We start from the raw sequence: 19,932 nt of genomic DNA, 5'->3' as shown, positions 1-19,932 counted from the left end.
AGCGCCCGTGAGCTTCGGCGTGTTCGAGCTGACGCCCGAGGGAGCCGAGACGATCGCGCCCGACGCGATGCTCGAGATCCTCGCCACCACGGGCTACGTCGGAGTCGACCTCGGACCCGTCGGCTACCTGGGACGCGACGCCGACCTCCGCCGGCGGCTCGACCGTTTCGGCCTGTCCCTCGCCGGCGGGTGGGTTCAGCTGCCGTTCGCCGACGACGAGGCCTTCGCCGCGAGCCTTCCCGGGCTCGACGACGCGCTGCGTCTCTTCGACGCGGCGGCGGAATCGGGTCCCGAGAGGCTGCCCCTTCCCACACTCGCCGACGACGGCTCGGCGGCCCGACGTGCGGCGCCCGGGAGCGGCGCCGACGTCGATCCTCTCGCGGACGAGGGGTGGCTCCGGCTCATCGCGAACGTCGAGCGGGCCGCGACGATCGTGCGCTCGGCCGGCTTCGAACCAACGTTCCACCACCACGCGGGAACGTTCGTCGAGTCGCCGGAGGAGATCGACCGTTTCCTCGGGGCTGTCGACGTCGACCTGACGCTCGACACCGGGCACCTGGCGATCGCCGGCGGGGACCCGGTCGAGGCCGTGCGGCGGTGGGGCGATCGCATCAACCACCTGCACCTCAAAGACGTCGACCTCGCCGGACTCCGCCGCGTTCTCGGCGCCGGAGGCGGAATGCGGGAGGTGTGGTCGTCCGGCGTATTCGTCGCGTTCGGCGCGGGGGATGTGGACCTCGCGGCCGTCATGGCCGAGGTGGACCGCCGTGCCTTCGACGGCTGGATCGTCGTGGAGCAGGACGTCCTCAACGGTCCCGACGTCTCCATCGCCGACTTCGCCGCGCAACGAGCAGAGGACCAGCGCGTCAACCGGCGTGCGCTCGGACCCTGGACCTGACGGCCGGGTCACCACGCCTCGCGACCGGCCGCCCGCCCCACCTGACCTGACCACCTGACCGACCACCCATTCCAGACAGGACACCTCCGTGACGACACCTCTCCGCTTCGGCCTCATCGGCACCGGACGCATCGGCCAGGTGCACGCCGCGAGCATCGCGGCGGACCCCGAGACCACGCTCGCGTGGATCTCCGATCCGTTCGTGGACGGCGCCCACGCCGTGGCCGAGCGATTCGGCGGCCGGGTCACCGACGACTCCGCCGAGCTCATCGGCTCCGGCGAGGTCGACGCGGTCCTCGTCGCATCGCCGACGCCCACCCACGTGGACCTCATCGCGGCAGCGGTCGCCGCCGGGATCCCCGTCCTCTGCGAGAAGCCCATCGACCTCGACATCGCACGCGTCGACGCGCTGCGCCCCGTGGTGAGGGACTCCGGCGTGCCCGTCGCGCTCGGCTTCAACCGCCGCTTCGATCCCGCATTCGCGAGCGTTCGCGCGCGCGTCGGCGCCGGCGAGATCGGGGAGCTCGAGCAGCTGTCGATCGTGAGCCGTGACCCGTCGGCCCCGCCGGCAGCCTACGTCGGCGTGTCCGGCGGCATCTTCCGCGACATGTCGATCCACGACCTCGACATGGCGCGATTCTTCCTCCCGGACATCGTGGAGGTCGTGGCGACGGGGACCGCCGTCTTCGACGACGGCGCTCGCGAACACGGGGACTTCGACACCGCGTCCATCACCCTGAGGGCCGCGTCGGGTGCCATCGTGACGATCACGAACTCCCGGCACAGCGCCGTCGGCTACGACCAGCGGATGGAGGCTTTCGGCTCGCGGGGCATGCTCCAGGTCGCGAACGCGCCGACGAGCCTCGTGAGTCTCTCGACGGCCACCGTCGTCGAGGGTCGGCCGCCCTACCAGGAGTTCTTCCTCGAGCGTTACGCCGAGGCGTACGCCGCCGAGCTCCGCGAGTTCACCAAGCTCGTCCGCGGAGAGCGGTCGACGAGCCCGACCTTCGAGGACGGCCGGGCCGCCCTCGTTCTCGCGGACGCGGCGCAGAGGTCCGCCACCGAGCGCGTCGTCGTGCCCGTGGACCTCGCCTGATGGCCGCCCCGTTCCGCCTCGCCGCTTCCGCCGAGATGCTCTACACCGACCGACCGTTCGTCGAGCGCGTGCGCGCCCTCCACGAGCGCGGCTTCGAGGTGGAGATCTGGGACTGGTCGACGAAGGACCTCCGCGAGCTCGCCACGACCGGTGCGGTGTTCTCGTCCATGACCGGTTATCTCCGCGGCGACCTCACGACCGAGGCGGGCATCGACGAGCTGCTCGCGACCGCCGAGGAGTCCCTGCGCGCGGCCGACGTCATCGACTCGCCGCGCCTCAACCTGCATGGCACAGGCCTCGACGGGAGCGGGCTGCCGGTCGTCCCTCGCGAGGTGGTCGAGGGCGACGACTGGTTGCGTGCGGCCGACACGCTCGGACGACTCGCGGAGCTCGGCCGTCGCGCCGGCCGGGTGTTCACGCTCGAGAACCTCAACACCGCCGTCGACCACCCGGGGACGCCCTTCGCGCGGGCGCACGACACGCTCGCCCTCGTGCGCGCCGTGGACGACGGTGGACTCCGCCTCAACCTCGACCTGTACCACGCGCAGATCGGGGAGGGGAACCTCGTCGAACTCGTCCGCGAGGCTCTGCCGTGGGTGGGCGAGATCCAGGTCGCCGACGTGCCCGGACGGTGCGAGCCCGGCACCGGCGAGATCCGCTACGAGGCGATCGCGCGCGAGCTCGGATCGCTCGGCTACGACGGCGTCGTGGGCCTCGAGGGCTGGGCGAGCGGCGACACCGACGCGGCCCTCGACGCCTTCACGGCCGCGTTCGCCCTCTGATCAGGCGTCGATCGTCGTCTCACCCGAGACCTCGTGGATGCGTTCCCACGAGCGCGCCTCGGCGCTCCGTTCGGCCGCCGCGACGATCTCCGCCGCTGCCCATGCGTCGCTCGCCGACGGGGCGAGCTGGCGTCCCTCGAGGACGGATCGGAGGAAGAGCTGCGCCTCGATCGTCTTGAGGTCGTCGAAGCCCATACTCGTGCCCTGACCGGGCTGGAAGCGGGAGAAGTCGCCGAACGCCGACTCGGCCATGACCGTCCGGTAACCGTCGCGCGTGTCAGCGATCTGCAGCTCGTTGAGGCGTTGGAAGTCCCAGCGCACCGAGCCGAGGGTCCCGTACACCTCGAGCGTGTACTCGGCGTGGGGGCCGACGGCCACGCGGCTCGAGTCCAAGACGCCGACGGCGCCCGATTCGAAGCGCACGAGGAGGGCTGCATAGTCCTCGTTCTCCACGGCGCCCGTGGGGGCCGTGTCGGAGCCGCGCTCGAAGTGCCCGGCCGATGCGGAGCCCGGGAGCGGGCGCTCGCGGATGAAGCGCTCCGTGATCGCCGTCGTCTCGGCGATCCGTCCGACCGTGTACTGGGCGAGGTCCGCTCCGTGCGAGAGGAGATCGCCGAGGACCCCGGAACCCGCCAGCTCGGAGCGGAACCGCCAGGTGAGCGCTCCGCGGGGATCCGCCGAGTAGTCCGCGAGGAGGGCGACACGCACGTTCGTGATGCGCCCGAGAGCCCCGCTCCGCACGAGTTCCCGGATCCGCGCGACGGCCGGCGCGTGCCGGTAGTTGAAGCCGACGGCTGTCACGAGCCCGGCCTCGGCGGCGGCCCGCGCGATCTCCGCCGACTCCGCGGCCCCGCGGCCCATGGGCTTCTCGATCCAGAAGGGCTTGCCCGCTGAGGCCGCCGCGAGCGCGACCGCGTGGTGGAGGAAGTTCGGCGTGCAGATCGACACCACGTCGACGGCCGGGTCGTCGATGACCTCGCGCCAGTCCGACGTCGTCCGCTCGAAACCGAGTGCGTCCCGCGCGTAGGTGCGCGCGTCCTCGCTCACGTCGGCCGCCGCGACGAGTCGGGGGGAGACGGCCAGGTCGGGGTAGTGGACCCGGACGGCACCGTAGGCGCGTGCGTGCACGCGCCCCATCCATCCGACGGAGACGAGGCCGACACCGACCTCCCGAGCTGCGACCATGTGCTGTCCTTCCTCGACGATGAGTGAGGTCGACTATACGCTTGTTGACAGAATGTATTGACAAATGATTCGGCCCGGCGGACACTCTTCTCGACACCGACGTCACCAGGACGCCTCGCCAGCGAGACGCTCCGCACCGAAGGGAACCTCAATGACGAAGAAACTCCTCGCGGGGATCGGCCTCGCCGCCTCGGCCGCCCTCCTGTTGAGCGCCTGCTCGGGAACCGGTCAGGAGCCCGAGAGCACCTCCGATTCCGTCGACCTGACCTACGCCGTCATCACGCACTCCGGCCCGGGCGACGCGTTCTGGGACCGCGTCAAGTCGGGCGCGGAGAAGGCCGGCGCGGACTACGGCGCGGACATCACGTACAACGCCGACCCCGACCCCGCCAAGCAGTCCCAGCTCATCGACAACGCCGTGGCGCAGAGCGTCGACGGCATCGTCGTCTCCATGGCGAACCCCGACGGTCTCAAGTCGAGCATCGAGAAGGCCGTCGCCGCCGGGATCCCGGTCGTCACGATCAACTCGGGGATCGAGCGCTCCGCCGAGTTCGGGGCCCTCACCCACATCGGCCAGAGCGAGACCGTGGCCGGCGAAGCCGTGGGGGACAGGCTCACAGAGGAGGGGCTCAGCAACGTGCTCTGCGTCATCCAGGAGGCCGGCAACGTCGGTCTCGAGGAGCGGTGCTCCGCGGCGGCCGGCGCATTCGGCGGCACCATGGAGAACCTCCAGGTCGACGGGACGAACGACGCCGAGGTCAAGGCGACCATCAAGTCGAAGCTGCAGGCCGACCCCTCGATCGACGGTGTCCTCACCCTCGGCGGGCAGTACGCGATCGACGCGGTCGGAGCGGTCTCCGAGTCCGGGAGCGACGCCACCGTCGCGACCTTCGACCTCTCCGAGGACGTCGTGAAGGACGTCGAGGAGGGCTCCATCCTGTTCGCGGTCGACCAGCAGCCCTACGTCCAGGGATTCCTCGGTGTCACGGCGCTCTACCTCGACTCGATCAACGGCAACCAGATCGGTGGAGGCCAGCCGGTCTACTCCGGTCCGGCGTTCGTGACCAAGGAGAACGCCGCAGAGGTCGCGGAGTTCGCCGCGAAGGGCACCCGCTGAACCGGGTGATCGAGAGGCGGGGCGCCACGGCGCCCCGCCGTCTCGCGGAAAGGAACAAGGGATGACGACCACAGACATCGTGACCGTCGGCAACAGGCCGCGTCTCGAGAGGCGACCGCTCCGCAAGCTGCTCGCCCGCCCGGAGATCGGTGCACTCGTCGCGGCTCTCGCCGTGATGATCTTCTTCTCCATCTACACCTCCAACTTCATGACCCTGTCGGGCGCGGGCGTCTGGCTCGAGTCGGCCTCGACGTTCGGGATCATGGCCGTGGCCGTCGCGCTCCTGATGATCGGTGGCGAGTTCGACCTCTCCGCCGGTGTCATGACGGGCTTCACCGCCCTCATCGTCGGAATCCTCACGAGCCACTTCGGCCTCAACATCTGGGTCGCGGTCCTCATCTCGCTCGTCACGGCCCTCGCCGTCGGCGCGCTCAATGGATTCCTCGTCATGCGGACGGGGCTGCCGAGCTTCATCGTCACCCTCGGGACCTTCTTCGTCCTCGCCGGCGTCGACCTCGCCGTCACCAAGATGATCACGGGCCAGGTGGCGATCCAGGGGATGACGAACGTCCCGTTCTACGACTCCATCCAGCCGGTCTTCGGGTCGTCGATCCAGATCGGCGGCGGGACCTTCTACGTCTCGGTCCTGTGGTGGTTCGCGGCGACGGCGATCGCCACGTGGGTCCTCCTGCGCACACGTGCGGGGAACTGGATCTTCGCCGTCGGCGGGCAGTTGAACTCGTCCCGCCAGGTGGGTGTCCCTGTGCTCAAGACGAAGATCGGGCTCTTCATGACGACGGCCGGTGCGGCGTGGCTCGTCGGCATGATCTCGCTTTTCCGCACGTCGACGGTCCAGGCCAACACGGGCGTCGGACAGGAGTTCATCTACATCATCTGCGCGGTCGTCGGAGGATGCCTGCTCACGGGCGGATTCGGATCGGCGATCGGCGCCGCGCTCGGAGCCCTCATCTACGGGATGGTCTTCCAGGGCATCACGTTCGCGCAGTGGGACACGAACTGGCTCCGCACGGTCCTCGGGGTGATGCTGCTCCTCGCGGTGTTCCTCAACCACTTCGTGCGCACCAGAGCAGGAGGAACACGATGAGCGCGATGCGTCAGGCCGTCGCCGACGGAGAAGCGCCGTCGGGCACCCCCATCGTCGAGGTCCGCGGGATCGGCAAGTCGTACGGGCCCGTGAACGCGCTCTCGGGGGTCTCCACGACCGTGGCCGCCGGCGAGGTGACCTGCGTCCTCGGAGACAACGGTGCGGGGAAGTCGACGTTCATCAAGATGCTCGCGGGGGCACACTCGCCGAGCGAGGGTGAGCTCCTCCTCGACGGCCGGCCGGTCACGTTCTCGTCTCCGCGCGCCGCGCTCGACGCCGGTATCGCGACCGTCTACCAGGACCTCGCGGTCGTTCCCCTCATGCCGGTCTGGCGGAACTTCTTCCTCGGGTCGGAGATCACGCGCGGCGTCGGTCCCTTCCGACGGCTCGATGTGGCGGAGATGAAACGGATCACGTACACCGAGCTCGACAACATGGGTATCGAGCTGCGGGACGTCGACCAGCCCATCGGAACCCTTTCGGGTGGCGAACGCCAGTGCGTCGCCATCGCACGCGCCGTCTACTTCGGCGCGCGAGTGCTCATCCTCGACGAGCCGACGGCCGCGCTCGGCGTCAAGCAGTCGGGCGTCGTGCTGCGGTACATCGCCCGTGCGCGCGATCGGGGACTCGGCGTGGTCTTCATCACCCACAATCCCCATCACGCCTACCCTGTGGGTGATCGCTTCCTCCTGCTCAACCGCGGCACGAGTCTCGGCGACTTCCCGAAGGAGCAGATCACCCTCGACGAGCTCACGAGCCTCATGGCCGGAGGCGCGGAGCTCGACTCGCTCGCACATGAGCTCCAGCGGACGATGGGTCCGCGTTCACCGATCGCTCAGCAGGTGGAGGCCGAGGCGAGGCGCCAGCCCGACATCGTCGGCGACACGGGGGAGGCCCGACCGCTCTGACGCCCGTCCCCCACGCGAACGCCCATGCTCGTCTCCGACGCGCGTGGGCGTTCGTCGCGTCGGCGGTGGGAGGCGAGTCGGGACGTCGGTGATGCGTCTCAGTCGAGGAGCTGCCGCAGGGTGAAGGCGGACTCGGTCGCGCGGAGCGGATCGTCCACGGTGATGAGGGCCTTCCACAGGGCCCACCCGATCGCGCGCGCCCACATCGCGTCGTCGACGTCGATCGCCCGTCGGAAGGCGTCTCGACCCGCGGGATCGAGGAGTGTCCAGGCGATGACGAGGTCGCACGCCGGATCGCCGACTCCGGCGCAGCCGAAGTCGATCACCGCGGAGAGCCGGCCGCCCCTCGTGAGGAGGTTCCCCACGGCGACGTCGCCGTGGAACCAGCGCGGCTCGTGAGAGTCCTTCGCGTGCAGTGCGTCGTCCCACAGCTCGCGGGCTCTCATCGCGTCGACACGTGGCCCGAGGGCGTCGAGGGCTGAGCGTACCTGCTCGTCCCACTGCTGAAGCGGGGCTCCGCGACCCGCGCTGTGCTCTCCGGCTGTGGGGCCGTCGACCGTGTCGATCGCCCACAGCTCGTGGAGGAACCGAGCGACGTCGCGCGCGAATAGATCGCGGTCGAGGCTCGGGACGTCGCGGGCAGGGGTGCCGTCGATCCACCGTCGGACCGTCCAGGAGAACGGATAACCTGCGCCCGGCACGCCGACGCCGACGATCTCCGGAACGGGAAGGGAGACGGCGGCCGCCACGATCGGGAGGATTCGGATCTCCTTGTGAACCTGTGAGGCGTAGCCTGGCCCGCTCGGGAGCCGGACGGTGTACTCGTCTCCGAGATGGAACGTGCGGTTGTCCCACCCGTCGATCTCGACGGGACGCACGGCGAGCGATCGCCATTCCGGGAACTGCTCGGCGATGAGGCGGCGGACCAGGGCTGCGTCGATTCGTTCGTGCCTCATCGCGTCCTCCCGCCCGCCGTCGGCTTGTCACATATGTCTAGCGGATTCGGAGCGGACGCGGCATGTGCGTCGACCCAGCGTGCCGCCCGATGTGGGGCGGGCGCGATGTGCGGGTGGGCGGGGGAGGGCACCCGCGATTCGTGACGACTCGAGGAAAGATGACTGCCGCCGTTGCAAAGGTAAGGCTCTCCTAAGTAAGTTAAGGATAACCTAACCAACTCTCTCCGGGGCGAGTGCCTGCGCCGCTGCGGAGGCGTGTGGTTGTCTCCCTCCCGAAAGGACACCCTGTGCACCCAGCAGTACCTCGTCGCCCCGGCGCGACGGCCCGGAAGGCCGCAGCGCTCGTCGCCGTCGCCGCCCTCTCGATCGGCGCAGCCCTCGGAACGGCCACCGCCGCGTCCGCCGCTCCATCCGCCGGCACGATCTCGGACGCCTCCTTCACGTGGGGTCTCAGCGGCGAAGCCGGCGGCGGCGCCTTCTTCGGCGGCTGCAACTTCCTGAGCGCCGGCACCGCCGGCAACACGGGGAGCTCCCGGCTGTGGACCGAGTCCGACGGCTTCTATTCGACCCAATCGGGCAACGTCACCATCGTGAAGCCGAACGCGGCTGGCGAACTCGAGCAGCCGACGTGGGCCACGAAGTGCCAGACGCCGCAGGGCACGGCCGTGTCGGCCTCGTCGACGACATCGCTCACCAAGAATGCCGTCGTCTTCGACGGGGGAGAGGGGACCGTCGCGGCCGACGGATCCACGGAGATCGCCTGGACGGGATCGTTCACGGTCGCGTTCTACGGCGGCCTCACCTACTGGAGTGCGACCGACCCGGTGCTCACGCTCGACGCGTCCGGCAACGGCCAGCTCACCGCGACGGCGTCGGGCTACGGCACGAGCATGGAGGACATGACCCAGTGGGTCCCGATCTCCGGCCGCGAGATCGTGCTCGCCGACATCACCGGAGCAGCCGCGGACGACGACGGCTTCACGGTGACGCCCGAGTACCTGGGCAAGACCGTCACGACCTCCGGAACCCCGCAGACCACCACGGGTGCGACGTGGGGCTCCTTCCCGCAGAGCTTCGTGGACTTCCAGCAGCTGACCGGCCAGAGCAGCTACTGGTACAGCTCGGGCGGGTCACGCGACGCCGCGAAGCCGACGACCCCGCTCGACGTCTCGTACGTCGTCACGGGCACCGGCACCGAGCCGGGAACGGAGCCGGCCGACGACGAGCAGGACATCGACGTGACCGTTCCGGCCGCCCCCGAGCCCGAGTCGGGCAGCTTTGGCTGGGCCTTCACCTCCGCTGACGCCGTGAGCCTCGGAACCGCGACCCAGGCCGGCAGCACCTTCACCGCGTCCGGAGCCCTCAACACGATCGCGGTCACCGATACGCGGGCAGGCGGTTCCGGAGCGTACTCGTGGAGCATCTCGGGTAGCGCATCGGACTTCGTCTCGAGCGACGGCAGCTTCTCGGCCGGATACCTCGGGTGGACCCCGAGCGTGTCCGCCGCGGGCGCCGGCGTGACGGCCGGCACCCCCGTGACCTCGACCCTCAGTGGCGGCGCGGGGCTCGGATCGTCGGCCACGCTCGCGTCGAGCACGGCGGCGGCGAGCGCCTCTGTCGATGCCGCGCTGTCGCTCGTCATCCCGAGCGACACCGCCGCAGGCGCGTACACCTCCACCCTCACGGTGACGGCGCTCGGCTGACCACACGCGAGACGATCGGGCGGTGCCGGACGAAGGTCCGGCGCCGCCCCTCGGTCGTTTCCGCGCCCCTCCCGAACCTTCCTCGAGCCAGGACCCCGCATGCCCCAGAGCCGAACGACCCGAACCCTAACAATGCTCCTTTCAGCCGTGGCCGTCGCCACGGCTTTCGCCGTCTCCGCGGGCGGCACCGCCACGGCGGCCGCCGCGGCGACCCGCGCCCACACGCTCTCGAGCGCTGCAACGGACGGCGCCAGCTGGAGCGTCTCCCCAGCCGACACTCCACACGGTGCCGGCCGACCCTTCTTCGACTACGCCCTCGACCCGGGGGAGACGATCGATGATGCGTTCGCCGTGCGCAATGACGGCGCGGCCGCTCTCACCCTCGCCGTCTACGCCGCCGACGCCTTCACGACGAGGGAGGGGAACATCGATCTCCTCCCCGCCGGCGAGCAGTCGGAGGACGCGGGCACGTGGGTGGAGCTCGATACGGCCGAGATCGTCCTCCAGCCGGGTGAGACACGTGTCGTGCCGTTCAGTATCGCCGTTCCTGCCGACGCCCGGCCGGGCGATCACCCCGCCGGGATCGTCACGTCGCTCCGATCGGACGACGACGGCGCGCAGGTCCAGGTGGACCGCCGACTCGGGAGCCGCCTGTTCGTGCGCGTCGCCGGTGAGCTCTCTCCATCCGTCGAGGTATCGGATCCGGTGGTCTCGTTCTCCGGGACCTGGAACCCCCTCGCCCTCGGCCAGGTCGATGTCGTGTACACGCTGAGCAACACGGGCGACACCCGCGTCACGGCTGTGGGGGCGACATCGATCCACGGCCCCGCCGGTGTCGCGTCGCTCACGACGGGAGCCGAGCAACTGCCCGAGGTACTGCCGGGCTCCACCGTGGAAGTGACGCAGACCGTGTCCGGTGTGGCCGCTCTCGTCTGGTTGGGAGGCGCCGTGAACGTCATCCCCACGAGCGTCGGGATCGGGGCGGCGCAGCTGGACGCCGTCGTCCTGCCGTTCGGTGTGGCTGCCGTGCCTGTGGCGACGCTCCTCATCCTCGCGGGGATCGCCGTTCTCGTCGGCGCCATCGTCCTCCTGATGCGCCGGAGGCGCCGGAGCGCGTGACACGATGGTGAGGCGATGCCTCCACGGGTCGGATCGACCCGATCCGATGCGCGACGTCGACACCGACGAATCGAGCGCCATCCATGACCACCACCGTTCTCGTCGCCGGAGCGACCGGCGATCTCGGCCGCCGTATCGTCCGTGCCCTCGGTGGCCGCGACGCCTGGATCCGCGTTCTCACACGTCCCGGGAGCGACTCGGCGCACGCGATGTACGGTGACGCTGACGGGATCGAGATCGTCGAGGCCTCCTACACGGACGCTGCGGCTCTCCTGGCGGCCACCGCGGGTGTCGACGTGGTGATCTCCGCCGTCAACGGCCTCCGTCCCGTGATCGTCGACGCGCAGAGCGCCCTTCTCGCTGCCGCGGTGCGCTCGGGGGTCTCCCGATTCATCCCCTCCGACTATTCGGCCGACTACCGGTCCATCTCCCCGGGCAGCAACCGCAACTTCGAGCTCCGTCGCGAATTCGCGGCAACCCTGGATGCGGCCGACATCCGCGCCACCTCCGTGCTCAACGGGGCCTTCGCCGACATGCTCACGGGCCAGGCGCCGCTCATCTCGTTCTCGCGGCACCGGGTGATGTTCTGGTCGTCGGCCGATCAGGTCCTCGACTTCACGACCAAGGACGACGTGGCCCGCACGGTCGCCTCTGTCGCTCTCGACGATCGGGCACCGCGCGTCGTGGAAGTGGCCGGGTCGAGTGTCACAGCGCGTCAGATCGCGGAGACTCTCACGAGCCTCACCGGGACGAGTCACCGGCTCCAGTGGGCGGGCACGACCGGCACGCTCGCGGGGATCAGTTCGGTCATGCGCCGGATGTCGCGCGACGACGGTGAGGCGTTCCCGGCATGGCAGGGGATGCAGTACTTCGTGAGCATGTTCAGCGGCCAGGCACAGCTGCGCAACCTCGACAACGATCGCTACGGGCCCGTGCCGTGGACCTCGGTCCGTGACGTGCTGTCGGCTCACCTCGCTGATGGAGCGCGCGAGCCCGTCAGCTGACCGGGGATCGCGCGCTCTCCCGGCCAGGACGGCACACGCTCACCCCGCCTTCGACCAGGGGAAGCGCAGCCGACCCGTGAGGTTCAACACCGAGAGAACGCTCACGAGTCCGGCGAGGATCGCGCCTCCGATGGGCAGGACGAGGGGCGTCACGAGGTCCGTGGCCGTGGGGACGAGCCCTGCCGTGGCCCGTTGGACCGATGACCACGACTGCGCGGCACCCAGCGCCGCAGCCTCGGGCGCCCCGGTCGTCGCCTCCGGGGAGCTTCCCGGAGCGAACACCGCCTCGTTGCGTGGCGTGGATCCGCCGGAGGTCGCCGACTCGTTCGTCGTCGGCACGATCGCCGGAGCGGCGGCGTCGGCGTTCACGATGAGGGACGTCGCGGGTTTTGCAGGATCGCGCTGGCCGCCCGACGTCAGCCAGTAGCCCGTCTGGCCCGTGAGCTTCTGGAAACCGAGGAAGCTCGCGGGGAACGCTCCCCAGTAGGCCGCGTTCGCGTCGGTGCGGGGTGCCTGGTCGGCGCCCGCCGCCGACACGCCCAGGTACTCCGGCAGGATCTGGAATCCGGAGTCGGTGAGGGGCACGTCACGGAGCTCGGCGAGGACGACGGTGCGGCCGGCGATCGGCTCCCACTTCGTCATGTCCTCCATACTCGTGCCGTAGCCGCTGAGGGTCGCGGTGAGGCGGCCGTTCCCCGACGCATCGATGGCGAGCGCCGGGTCCGTCGCGCTCCAGTAGGTCATCCCGCCGTAGAACGCGACCGTGAACGAGCCGGTCCAGCGGAGGTCGACGCCGTCGGTGCCGAACGTGCCGGCTCCGCCCGTGAACACGACCTGCGAGTCGGTCGAGGAGGCGGTCGACGCGGCGGTGACGGGGTTGCCGGCGGCGTCGAGGCACTTCGTGGCGAAGGACGCGCGCTCCCAACCGCCGTCGGTCGTCGCCTTGACGATCTCGACGTCGCCGCTTTGAGCGGAGTACAGTCCGTCGCCCGCCCCCCAGACCCGCGCTCCGCCGCTGTCGCCGGCGCGACCCGCGCTCAGGAAGTTGCATCCGCCGGCGAACGCGCCGCCGCTCGATTCACGGTTGAGGCCCCACCGCAGTTGCGCGTCGTCGACGGCACCGGCCTCGGGCGCGGGTGGGTCGGTCGACTCCGGGACCGTGACGTCGATGGGCACGCCGTCGTCCGTCTCAGCGGAGAGGGGGAGTGCGGCGGCGGACGCCGAGGGCGCCGCCGCTCCGAGGAGCGCGGCGGCGACGATGGCCGCTGCCCACGTGCGACGAACCGTCATCGGCCGGCGACCGCGCATCACGCCGTCACCTCCGCGCGCCGCGCAGCGCGTGCCCGGACACCTCGACGGATCGACGTGCCGATGCTGAGCAGGAGGAGCACGAGCGCGATCAGGAGGGACACCCCCAGAACGACGTACGGCCAGGTCGCCGCTGACGCCGGTTCGGTGGTACTCGGTATCGCGGCCGGGTCGGCGCTCACCGTCACGTCGGACTCCGCGACCCGCCCGGACGCCGCGCCCGTGAGAGTGAGGAGATGGGTTCCGTCGCGGAGATCGGCGGGGAGCGGGAGCACACCGGCGATCTCTCCGGACGGCCCGGCCGTGAGGGGGCCGACGGCTGAGACGCCGTCGTCGAGCGTCGCGACGATGAGCTCTCCCGGCTCGAATCCCTGCCCGGTGAAGCTGAGCGCCTGACCGGAGATGGCCGACGTGGTCGTGTAGCCGACCCGTGCGGCGGTCGCGGCCGAGCCGCCCTCTGCCGGCTTCTCGTCGTCCGCGTCGGTCGCCGGCTCCGAGCCCGTGGACGTGGTGAAGTCGAGGGGTGTGAAGGTCTCGTTGTTCGCGTTCTTCACCCCGTGGGCCCCGATCGTGATGATGCCGCAGGTCACCTCCAGGCAGTCGACGGAGCTGACGGCGCCCGAGCGGTCCTGGCTCTCGAACGTCGCCCCTGGAACGACCATCTCGACGCTCCAGGACCCGTCGGCCGCCATCACGGCGTTCGCCGCGTCCTCGGTCTCACTCCCCGGGAAGGCGACGAAGCGCTGGAATCCCTGATTGTCCTTCGACTCCGAGTCGGGTACGTACCTGTAGTCCTCGCCCACCTGGCCGCCGTTGCTCGGCCGCCACGACGAACCGTCGGCGACCCAGCCGAACAGCACGTAGACCCCTCCGAAGCCGCCGGTGATCGACTGGAAGCCGGACCCCGTCACGGTGACCGTCGTGGCGAACTCCGGGTCGGCCGTCGCCCCGCCGGTCGCGCTCTCGACGGTGACCCGTCCGGCCGCCTCGGCCGGTTGCACAGTGCCGGGCAGGAGCGCTGCCGCCAGGACGGCGACGGCCGTGAAGGCCGTCCCGGCGGCGAACGTGCGGCGGCGTGAGCGGGCGGGGGAGTCAGGCATGGGCCGGGTGTTCCTTCCGGTCGTGATCGGTGGGTGGGACGGGGGGAGTGGACCCGGACCGGACGGGGCCGACGCGGACCGTGTCTCCCTCGGAGGAGACCGCGATGGGGTGGCGGTACACCTCGGAGAGCAGGTCGCTCGACAGGGCCTCGCGCGGAGGCCCGTCGGCGCGGATGCGCCCGGCCTCGAGGACCACGACGCGCCCGGCGTAGGCCGCGGCGAGATCGAGGTCGTGCAGCACGACGACGACGGCCCCGCCCTCGTCCGCGTGTCGGTGGAGACGCGCGAGCACCCGCTCCTGGTGGCGGATGTCGAGACTCGCTGTGGGCTCGTCGAGCAGGATGAGCGGGCATGCCTGGGCGCGCACACGCGCGAACGCGACACGGGCGCGCTCGCCGCCTGACAACTCGGTGATCGTGCGGTCGAGCAGTGGCGCGATCTCGGCGTCCTCCACGGCGCGCTCGATGTGTGCGTCGTCCTCGTTCTCCTCCGGTCGCCCCCGCCAGGGCGCGCGTCCCATCTCGACGACCTCGCGCGCGCTGAACGGGAACGAGACCTCGTTCGACTGGGTGAGGACGGAGCGGCGCCGGGCGAGGTCGACGGGCCGATACGCGCCGAGGGGCCGTCCGTCGAGGTGCACGGCGCCGTCCGTCGGGGCCGCATCGCCCGAGAGGGCATGCAGCAGCGTGGACTTTCCGGCCCCGTTCGGTCCCACGAGGGCCACGAGTTCACCCGGACCGACGGCCAGATCGATGGCGGTCAGGATCTCGCGCGCTCCGAACCGGACGTGCAGGCCGCGTGCCTCGATGATCGCCGTCACGCCCATCCTCCCGAGCGGACGCGCGTGCGGCGCAGGAGCCAGAAGAAGAACGGTCCGCCCACGAGAGCCGTGAGCATGCCGATCGGGAGGTCGGCGTATGGCACGGCCGTGCGCGCGACGGTGTCGGCGGCGAGCAGGAGCAGGGCGCCACCGAGGGCGCTCACGGCGATGAGGGGGCGGTGGGACGGACCGAGGACGAGGCGCACGAGATGTGGCACGACGAGACCGACGAACGCGATGATGCCGCACAGCGCGACGGCCGCTGCCGTGAGGATCGCGACGAGCACGATCGCGACCACCCGCGTGCGCTCGATGGAGACGCCGAGGTGGCGCGCTTGGCGCTCGCCGAGGGCGAGGAGGTCGAGCCGGTGGGCGAGAGCTAGGGCGCCCACGAGGCCGATCACCGTGACAGGGGCGACGATCGCGACGTCCTGCCAGCGCGTGCCGTTGAGCGAGCCGAGCTGCCAGAACACGATCTGCTCGCGTTGCTGAGTGGATGACAGGAAGGTCGCGAGGGCGATCCCGGCGCCGCACACGGCATTCACGGCGATGCCCGTGAGCACGAGCGTGACGACCTCCGTCCGCCCGCCGGAACGCGCCGCCAGGTACACGAGGAAGGTGGCGATCAGTCCGCCGACGAACGCGAAGAGCGGGGAGGTGAGCGGCCCGGCGGAGGTCGCACCGGAGACGATCGCGATCGCCGCCGCCATGGCCGCACCCGACGACACCCCGACCACTCCCGGCTCGGCGAGGGGATTGCGGAACACGCCCTGCATGAGCGCCCCGCCCACGGCGAGCGCCGCCCCGACGACGAGCGCCATCGCGATGCGGGGGAAGCGGATCATCCAGAGGGTCGCGTCGGCGTTGGGGTGGCCCGGCTCTGCGACGATCGGCAGTGTGATCGCGCCGAGACCCACGGCCGACAGCAGGTCGTTCGTGTGGGCCGCGACCGAGCCGAGGATCTCGGGGACCGGGATGGAGAGCTGGCCGAGACCAGCAGAAAGGACGGCGAGCAGAGTTGTCGCGCCGAGGAGCAGGCCTGTCAGGATGCGGCGCCGCCGTCGCGGGTGGCGGACCGTCGGCGCCGGATGCGACGGATCGCCGATCGTGGGCTCATCCCGTGACGCCCCGACCGACGGCGCGATCGCCGCGCTCATCCGGCCTGGTCCGGCGCGTAGATGGCCACGGCGAGGGCTTCGAGAACGCGGGCCGTGTCGGGCCCGAAGCTCAGGATCTGTGAGTCGGCCATATCGACGATACGACGGTGTTCACCCGCGGGCGTCTGCTGCAGCGCAGGCAGAGCCTCGAGCAGACCGTCGACCCCGTCCACCGACTCCAGGCCTCCCGTCATGACGAGCACGAGGTCCGGGTTCGCGGCGACGAGCCCCTCGTCCGTGATCGGCCGCATCCCGGTCCACCCGATCTCCGAGGACACGTCCTCGCCTCCCAGCGCCGTCACGAGGGCATCGGCCCCGGACTCCTGGCCGAACATGTAGTAGACGCCCGACTGTCCGCGCACGTAGAGGAACACCATGCGGAGACGCTCGCCATCGGCCGGCGCGATCGCCGCGATGTCCGAGACGGTGGCGTCGACGGACGCCGTGACCCGCTCGGCGAGAGCCGCGCCTCTCTCGGGGACACCGAGTGCCGTCGCGACTCCGTCGATGAGCGACCCGATCGAGTCGATCGCGCGGTGAGAGTCGACGACGACCACGTCGACGCCTGCGTCGCGCATCTGCAGCACCGTGTCCCAGGGGCCGAGGCTCGTATCCGTGATGATGAGGGTCGGGGCCAGCTCGAGGATGGCCTCGGCGTTGAGGTCGTGGCCGTTCTGCGTCACGAGGGGGCGGTCGGCGATCTCCGCGAAACCGCTCGAGATGTCGCGTCCCACCACCTGATCGCCGAATCCCAGCTCGAACACGGTCCGCGAGAGGGAGCCGTAGATGTCGAGCGCGAGGATGCGCGATGTGTCGTCGACCTCGACGGTCGTCCCCTGGGCGTCGGTGACGGTCGCAGGCAGCGACTGCTGGCCCTCCGTCACCGGATCGACGGGGGAGGAAGGCGCGACGGCTGTGCTCGGCCCGTCCCATCCGCCGGGATCGGCGAGGGGAGTGACATCGGAGAGCCGCGGGGTCGCCTGGGCATCACCGTCCCCGTCTCCTGCTGTCGTCGTGCACCCCACGAGGAGCAGGCCCGTTGCGACGACGAGGGCGAGGATGCGGAAACGGCTGGTCATGGTCACGGCGGTGCGATGCTCTCGATCGGTGGGGGGATGTCGGCGGCGAGGCGGCGTCGAAGGAAGGTAAGCCAACCCTAACCACATTAACTACTTAGGTAAACCTATCCTTTGCCGTAGAGTGGCGGCATGGACACGACCATCGCCCCGACCGCTGAGCACGCAGCCCCCGGCGTCGCCGCGCTTCTGCGCGAGGCCACAGACGCCCAGCACCGCACCGCCGAGTCGCGCCCGTTCATGACGGCGCTCATGGGAGGGGAGCTCGACCTCGCCGCGTACACGCTGTACCTGGCGCAGTTCGCCCGGATCTACGCGGCCCTCGAGTCGCGTGACACCGTCCCGACCGACCCATCCGTGCTCCAGGACCGCCGGCTGGATCGTGCAGCCGCGATCGACGGGGACCTCGCCGCGCTCGGCGCCCCCGACTGGCGCGACACGGTTCCGGCCCTGCCCGCGACGATCGTCTACGAGGAGCACCTGCGGGCGATCGCCCGCACCGAGCCTCTCCGCCTCGTGGCCCACCACTACACGCGCTACCTCGGCGACCTCTCGGGTGGGCAGGTGATGGCGACGATGCTCCGGCGCCACTACGGCGCCACCGATGAGCAGCTCTCCTACTTCCGCTTCGACGAGCTCGGGCCGCTCGTGCCCTACAAGCGCGGCTACCGCGACGCGCTCGACGCCCTCGATCTCACTGACGCGGACCGTGACGTCCTCGTCGCCGAGGCGCGCGCGGCCTTCGATGCGAACACGGCTGTCTTCGACGACCTGCAGAAGGTCGTCGCCGCACGCTGACCGCAACGGGGCGGATCGTTCCGTCGGCATTCAGCGCCTTCGCCGCGGGACACGACAGGATGGTCACATGATCTCCACAGCGCTCGCCGCCCGACTCCGCACCGTAGGCCTCACGTGGGCGCCGTCGTCCGGCGACGCGTTCGAGATCAAGGGGGAGGACTTCGAGGGCGACGTCTTCACGGTGAGCGACATGACGATCGAGCCGCAGCACTACCCGAGCGGCACCATCCTCGGCTTCAACGGCACCACGGAGTGGGCGCTCGACTCCGTCTCCCTCGACGACGCGCTCTGGCTGCCGCGCGAGGACCAGCTGCGCGAACTCCTCCGCGGGGCGTTCGTGTCGCTCGTGCGCATGCAGGAGGGGCTCCGCGGCCGCACGATCTACACCGTGACCGCGCGCATCGACGGAGAGGAACGCTCGTTCACGAGCGACCACGCCGCCGAGGCCTACGGCGAGGCGCTCCTCGACCTCATCGAATCCGTCAGCTGAGGGGCTCGGCCGCCGCGAGAGTGACGGCGTCGATCGAGAAACGCCACGGGGTGAGTGAATCGCTCATCGGATCCAGAAGTCGGAACGCGAAGTCGTGTAGGCCGGAGGACGTGTCGATCCAGAAGGTCCTCTCACCTCTCGTCATCCCCGGCTGAGGCGGAAGCGTCCGCCAGCCGGCCGGATAGTCGACGGCGTCCCGTGCATCGTCCGTCAGACTCGATCCCCACCGTCCCGAGAGGCGGTAATCCGCCCAGTCCAGCCATCGGGCAACGCGTTCGTCGCTCCGTCGAAAGCGGACATCGACCGTGAGGAGGAAACCCGTGCTGTACACCTGTGCGTCGCGGACGCGCACGTCATAGTCGCCACGTGACAGTTCGATGTGCAGCGGGACGGAGGCCGGGAGCTCGCCGACGGGAGCGAGGTCATACGCGCCATGCTCGTCTGCGAAGGGGGATTGGTCGTCGCCTTCCGACATCAGCTCGAAGCCGGCCTTCGTCGGCACGAGAGTCGAGAACATCGCCGCAGCGATCTGAAGGCTCGTGATCGCATTCCCGAGGTCATGACCGGTCTGGGTTCTCCGGTCCTCGTCGTCATGCGAGAGGAGAGACGCCGCGAATCGATCGAGGAGCTCATGCTGGCGCGCGACAGCGCCGGCAAGGAAAGCAGCAGCGCTGTCTTTGTCTGGCATACCGCTGGGGAAACGGATCTCCCCGGAACTCGACATCAGCACCTCGAAGCCCTCCGGCTCTTCAGACGGCTCTGGCGCGACGAATTCCTGGTCCACGCCCACAGTCAATCAGACCGGGGTGTTCCGCCCGTCCTCAACTTCGAGGGCCTCCCAGTCGTGGATCCAACGGGCGAGGTAGCCGGCGAAACGGTGGAGGTCCGCGTCGTCCCACTCGCCGAGCACGCGCTGCAGGGAGGAGAAACCGGTCGGCCCGATGTTCCCGAGGCGCGCGCGACCCTCGTCTGTGAGCTCGATGAATCGCGCCCGGCGGTCCTCGGGGTCTGAGCGTGTGGAGACGAGGCCGAGGTCCTCGAGCTGCCGCGACTGACGGCTGATGGCTGTGCGGTCGACGGCGAGCATCTCGGCCGCGGCACCCGCGTGAATCGGGCCGAGGCGCTCGACGATGCGGAGCAGCTTGAGGCCGAACGGCTGGAGTGCGGGGTCGACGGCCGCGGCCGCGTCGCGGATGCTCGTGCGGATCTTCGCGGCGAGGATGCCCATCTGCTCCTCGACCTCGTGGAGGGGAGAGGGCGTTTCGTTCTCGCCACGCCGCGCGCCGCCGTCGACCCCGGTGGACGTCATC

Annotated in this window: 20 protein-coding genes; 11 read left to right on the top strand and 9 right to left on the bottom strand. The window is 70.3% G+C overall.

Annotated elements, in window-relative coordinates:
• The first annotated feature begins 7 nt into the window (after window positions 1-7).
• The 3 genes from CLV49_RS00685 (at window position 8) to CLV49_RS00675 (ending at window position 2,776) form a co-directional block, all read left to right on the top strand.
• Window positions 8-898 carry a sugar phosphate isomerase/epimerase family protein gene (locus CLV49_RS00685; protein ID WP_243696487.1) on the top strand — a complete coding sequence of 297 codons (891 nt, stop codon included), beginning with the start codon at window positions 8-10 and terminating at the stop codon, window positions 896-898.
• Window positions 899-986: 88 nt separating this feature from the next.
• Entirely contained in the window at window positions 987-1,994 is a 1,008-nt protein-coding gene (iolG, locus tag CLV49_RS00680) for an inositol 2-dehydrogenase (protein WP_106561809.1), read from the top strand.
• On the top strand, window positions 1,994-2,776 hold the full coding sequence (locus CLV49_RS00675) for a TIM barrel protein (RefSeq protein ID WP_106561808.1): 783 nt from the start codon (window positions 1,994-1,996) through the stop codon (window positions 2,774-2,776). The genes iolG and CLV49_RS00675 overlap by 1 nt, the downstream gene beginning before the upstream one ends.
• Here the strand turns inward: CLV49_RS00675 and CLV49_RS00670 are convergent, their stop codons facing one another.
• On the bottom strand, window positions 2,777-3,961 hold the full coding sequence (locus CLV49_RS00670; RefSeq protein ID WP_106561807.1) for a Gfo/Idh/MocA family protein: 1,185 nt from the start codon (window positions 3,959-3,961) through the stop codon (window positions 2,777-2,779). It abuts the gene before it with no gap.
• Between the two features lie 151 nt (window positions 3,962-4,112).
• Between CLV49_RS00670 and CLV49_RS00665 the strand changes: the two genes are divergently transcribed.
• The 3 genes from CLV49_RS00665 (at window position 4,113) to CLV49_RS00655 (ending at window position 7,091) form a co-directional block, all read left to right on the top strand.
• Complete coding sequence (locus tag CLV49_RS00665; protein ID WP_106561806.1) at window positions 4,113-5,078, top strand: sugar ABC transporter substrate-binding protein; 966 nt, start codon at window positions 4,113-4,115, stop codon at window positions 5,076-5,078.
• A 61-nt stretch (window positions 5,079-5,139) separates the two neighbouring features.
• Window positions 5,140-6,183, top strand: a complete 1,044-nt coding sequence (locus tag CLV49_RS00660; RefSeq protein ID WP_106561805.1) for an ABC transporter permease — start codon at window positions 5,140-5,142, stop codon at window positions 6,181-6,183.
• Window positions 6,180-7,091 (top strand): ATP-binding cassette domain-containing protein, encoded by a 912-nt coding sequence (locus tag CLV49_RS00655; protein ID WP_106561804.1) that lies wholly within the window; start codon window positions 6,180-6,182, stop codon window positions 7,089-7,091. Before CLV49_RS00660 ends, CLV49_RS00655 begins: the two co-directional genes overlap by 4 nt.
• 98 nt (window positions 7,092-7,189) lie before the next feature.
• On the opposite strand, the gene CLV49_RS00650 is transcribed toward CLV49_RS00655, so the two are convergent.
• Window positions 7,190-8,047 (bottom strand): aminoglycoside phosphotransferase family protein, encoded by an 858-nt coding sequence (locus CLV49_RS00650; protein ID WP_106561803.1) that lies wholly within the window; start codon window positions 8,045-8,047, stop codon window positions 7,190-7,192.
• A gap of 287 nt (window positions 8,048-8,334) precedes the next feature.
• On the opposite strand from CLV49_RS00650, the gene CLV49_RS00645 reads away from it, so the two are divergent.
• The 3 genes from CLV49_RS00645 (at window position 8,335) to CLV49_RS00635 (ending at window position 11,873) form a co-directional block, all read left to right on the top strand.
• Complete coding sequence (locus CLV49_RS00645) at window positions 8,335-9,750, top strand: hypothetical protein (protein WP_106561802.1); 1,416 nt, start codon at window positions 8,335-8,337, stop codon at window positions 9,748-9,750.
• A gap of 132 nt (window positions 9,751-9,882) precedes the next feature.
• Window positions 9,883-10,869: a WxL protein peptidoglycan domain-containing protein gene (locus tag CLV49_RS00640; protein ID WP_127054194.1), complete on the top strand. Its 987-nt coding sequence runs from the start codon at window positions 9,883-9,885 to the stop codon at window positions 10,867-10,869.
• 83 nt (window positions 10,870-10,952) lie between these two features.
• Window positions 10,953-11,873 carry an NmrA family NAD(P)-binding protein gene (locus CLV49_RS00635; RefSeq protein WP_106561800.1) on the top strand — a complete coding sequence of 307 codons (921 nt, stop codon included), beginning with the start codon at window positions 10,953-10,955 and terminating at the stop codon, window positions 11,871-11,873.
• A 39-nt stretch (window positions 11,874-11,912) separates the two neighbouring features.
• On the opposite strand, the gene CLV49_RS00630 is transcribed toward CLV49_RS00635, so the two are convergent.
• Genes CLV49_RS00630 through CLV49_RS00610 form a run of 5 tightly spaced genes read right to left on the bottom strand, consistent with a single transcriptional unit; the run spans window position 11,913 to window position 17,337 of the window.
• The gene (locus CLV49_RS00630) at window positions 11,913-13,163 is read right to left on the bottom strand and encodes a hypothetical protein (RefSeq protein ID WP_127054196.1); all 1,251 of its coding nucleotides are present in this window, start codon (window positions 13,161-13,163) and stop codon (window positions 11,913-11,915) included.
• A gap of 17 nt (window positions 13,164-13,180) precedes the next feature.
• On the bottom strand, window positions 13,181-14,281 hold the full coding sequence (locus tag CLV49_RS00625) for a hypothetical protein (RefSeq protein WP_208019754.1): 1,101 nt from the start codon (window positions 14,279-14,281) through the stop codon (window positions 13,181-13,183).
• Window positions 14,274-15,107, bottom strand: coding sequence for a heme ABC transporter ATP-binding protein (locus tag CLV49_RS00620; RefSeq protein ID WP_106561798.1), 834 nt, complete (start codon window positions 15,105-15,107; stop codon window positions 14,274-14,276). The genes CLV49_RS00625 and CLV49_RS00620 overlap by 8 nt, the downstream gene beginning before the upstream one ends.
• Complete coding sequence (locus CLV49_RS00615) at window positions 15,098-16,258, bottom strand: FecCD family ABC transporter permease (protein WP_106561797.1); 1,161 nt, start codon at window positions 16,256-16,258, stop codon at window positions 15,098-15,100. Before CLV49_RS00615 ends, CLV49_RS00620 begins: the two co-directional genes overlap by 10 nt.
• A complete protein-coding gene (locus tag CLV49_RS00610; protein ID WP_106561796.1) occupies window positions 16,255-17,337 on the bottom strand; it encodes a heme/hemin ABC transporter substrate-binding protein in 1,083 nt (360 codons plus the stop codon). The genes CLV49_RS00615 and CLV49_RS00610 overlap by 4 nt, the downstream gene beginning before the upstream one ends.
• Window positions 17,338-17,466: 129 nt before the next feature.
• Here CLV49_RS00610 and CLV49_RS00605 point away from each other — a divergent pair, with 129 nt between their 5' ends.
• Window positions 17,467-18,132: a biliverdin-producing heme oxygenase gene (locus CLV49_RS00605; RefSeq protein ID WP_106561795.1), complete on the top strand. Its 666-nt coding sequence runs from the start codon at window positions 17,467-17,469 to the stop codon at window positions 18,130-18,132.
• Window positions 18,133-18,199: 67 nt separating this feature from the next.
• Complete coding sequence (locus CLV49_RS00600) at window positions 18,200-18,622, top strand: hypothetical protein (protein WP_106561794.1); 423 nt, start codon at window positions 18,200-18,202, stop codon at window positions 18,620-18,622.
• Here the strand turns inward: CLV49_RS00600 and CLV49_RS00595 are convergent.
• Both CLV49_RS00595 and CLV49_RS00590 read right to left on the bottom strand, forming a co-directional pair.
• The gene (locus CLV49_RS00595) at window positions 18,615-19,406 is read right to left on the bottom strand and encodes a hypothetical protein (RefSeq protein WP_106561793.1); all 792 of its coding nucleotides are present in this window, start codon (window positions 19,404-19,406) and stop codon (window positions 18,615-18,617) included. The genes CLV49_RS00600 and CLV49_RS00595 overlap by 8 nt on opposite strands.
• Window positions 19,407-19,418: 12 nt before the next feature.
• Window positions 19,419-19,931, bottom strand: coding sequence for a MarR family winged helix-turn-helix transcriptional regulator (locus CLV49_RS00590; protein WP_106561792.1), 513 nt, complete (start codon window positions 19,929-19,931; stop codon window positions 19,419-19,421).
• Window position 19,932: the final 1 nt, after the last annotated feature.

This window comes from Labedella gwakjiensis (assembly GCF_003014675.1).
Taxonomy (GTDB): Bacteria; Actinomycetota; Actinomycetes; order Actinomycetales; family Microbacteriaceae; genus Labedella; species Labedella gwakjiensis.
The sequence above is the reverse complement of the archived record's forward strand: the minus strand, read 5'-3'. Positions and strand labels throughout refer to the sequence as shown.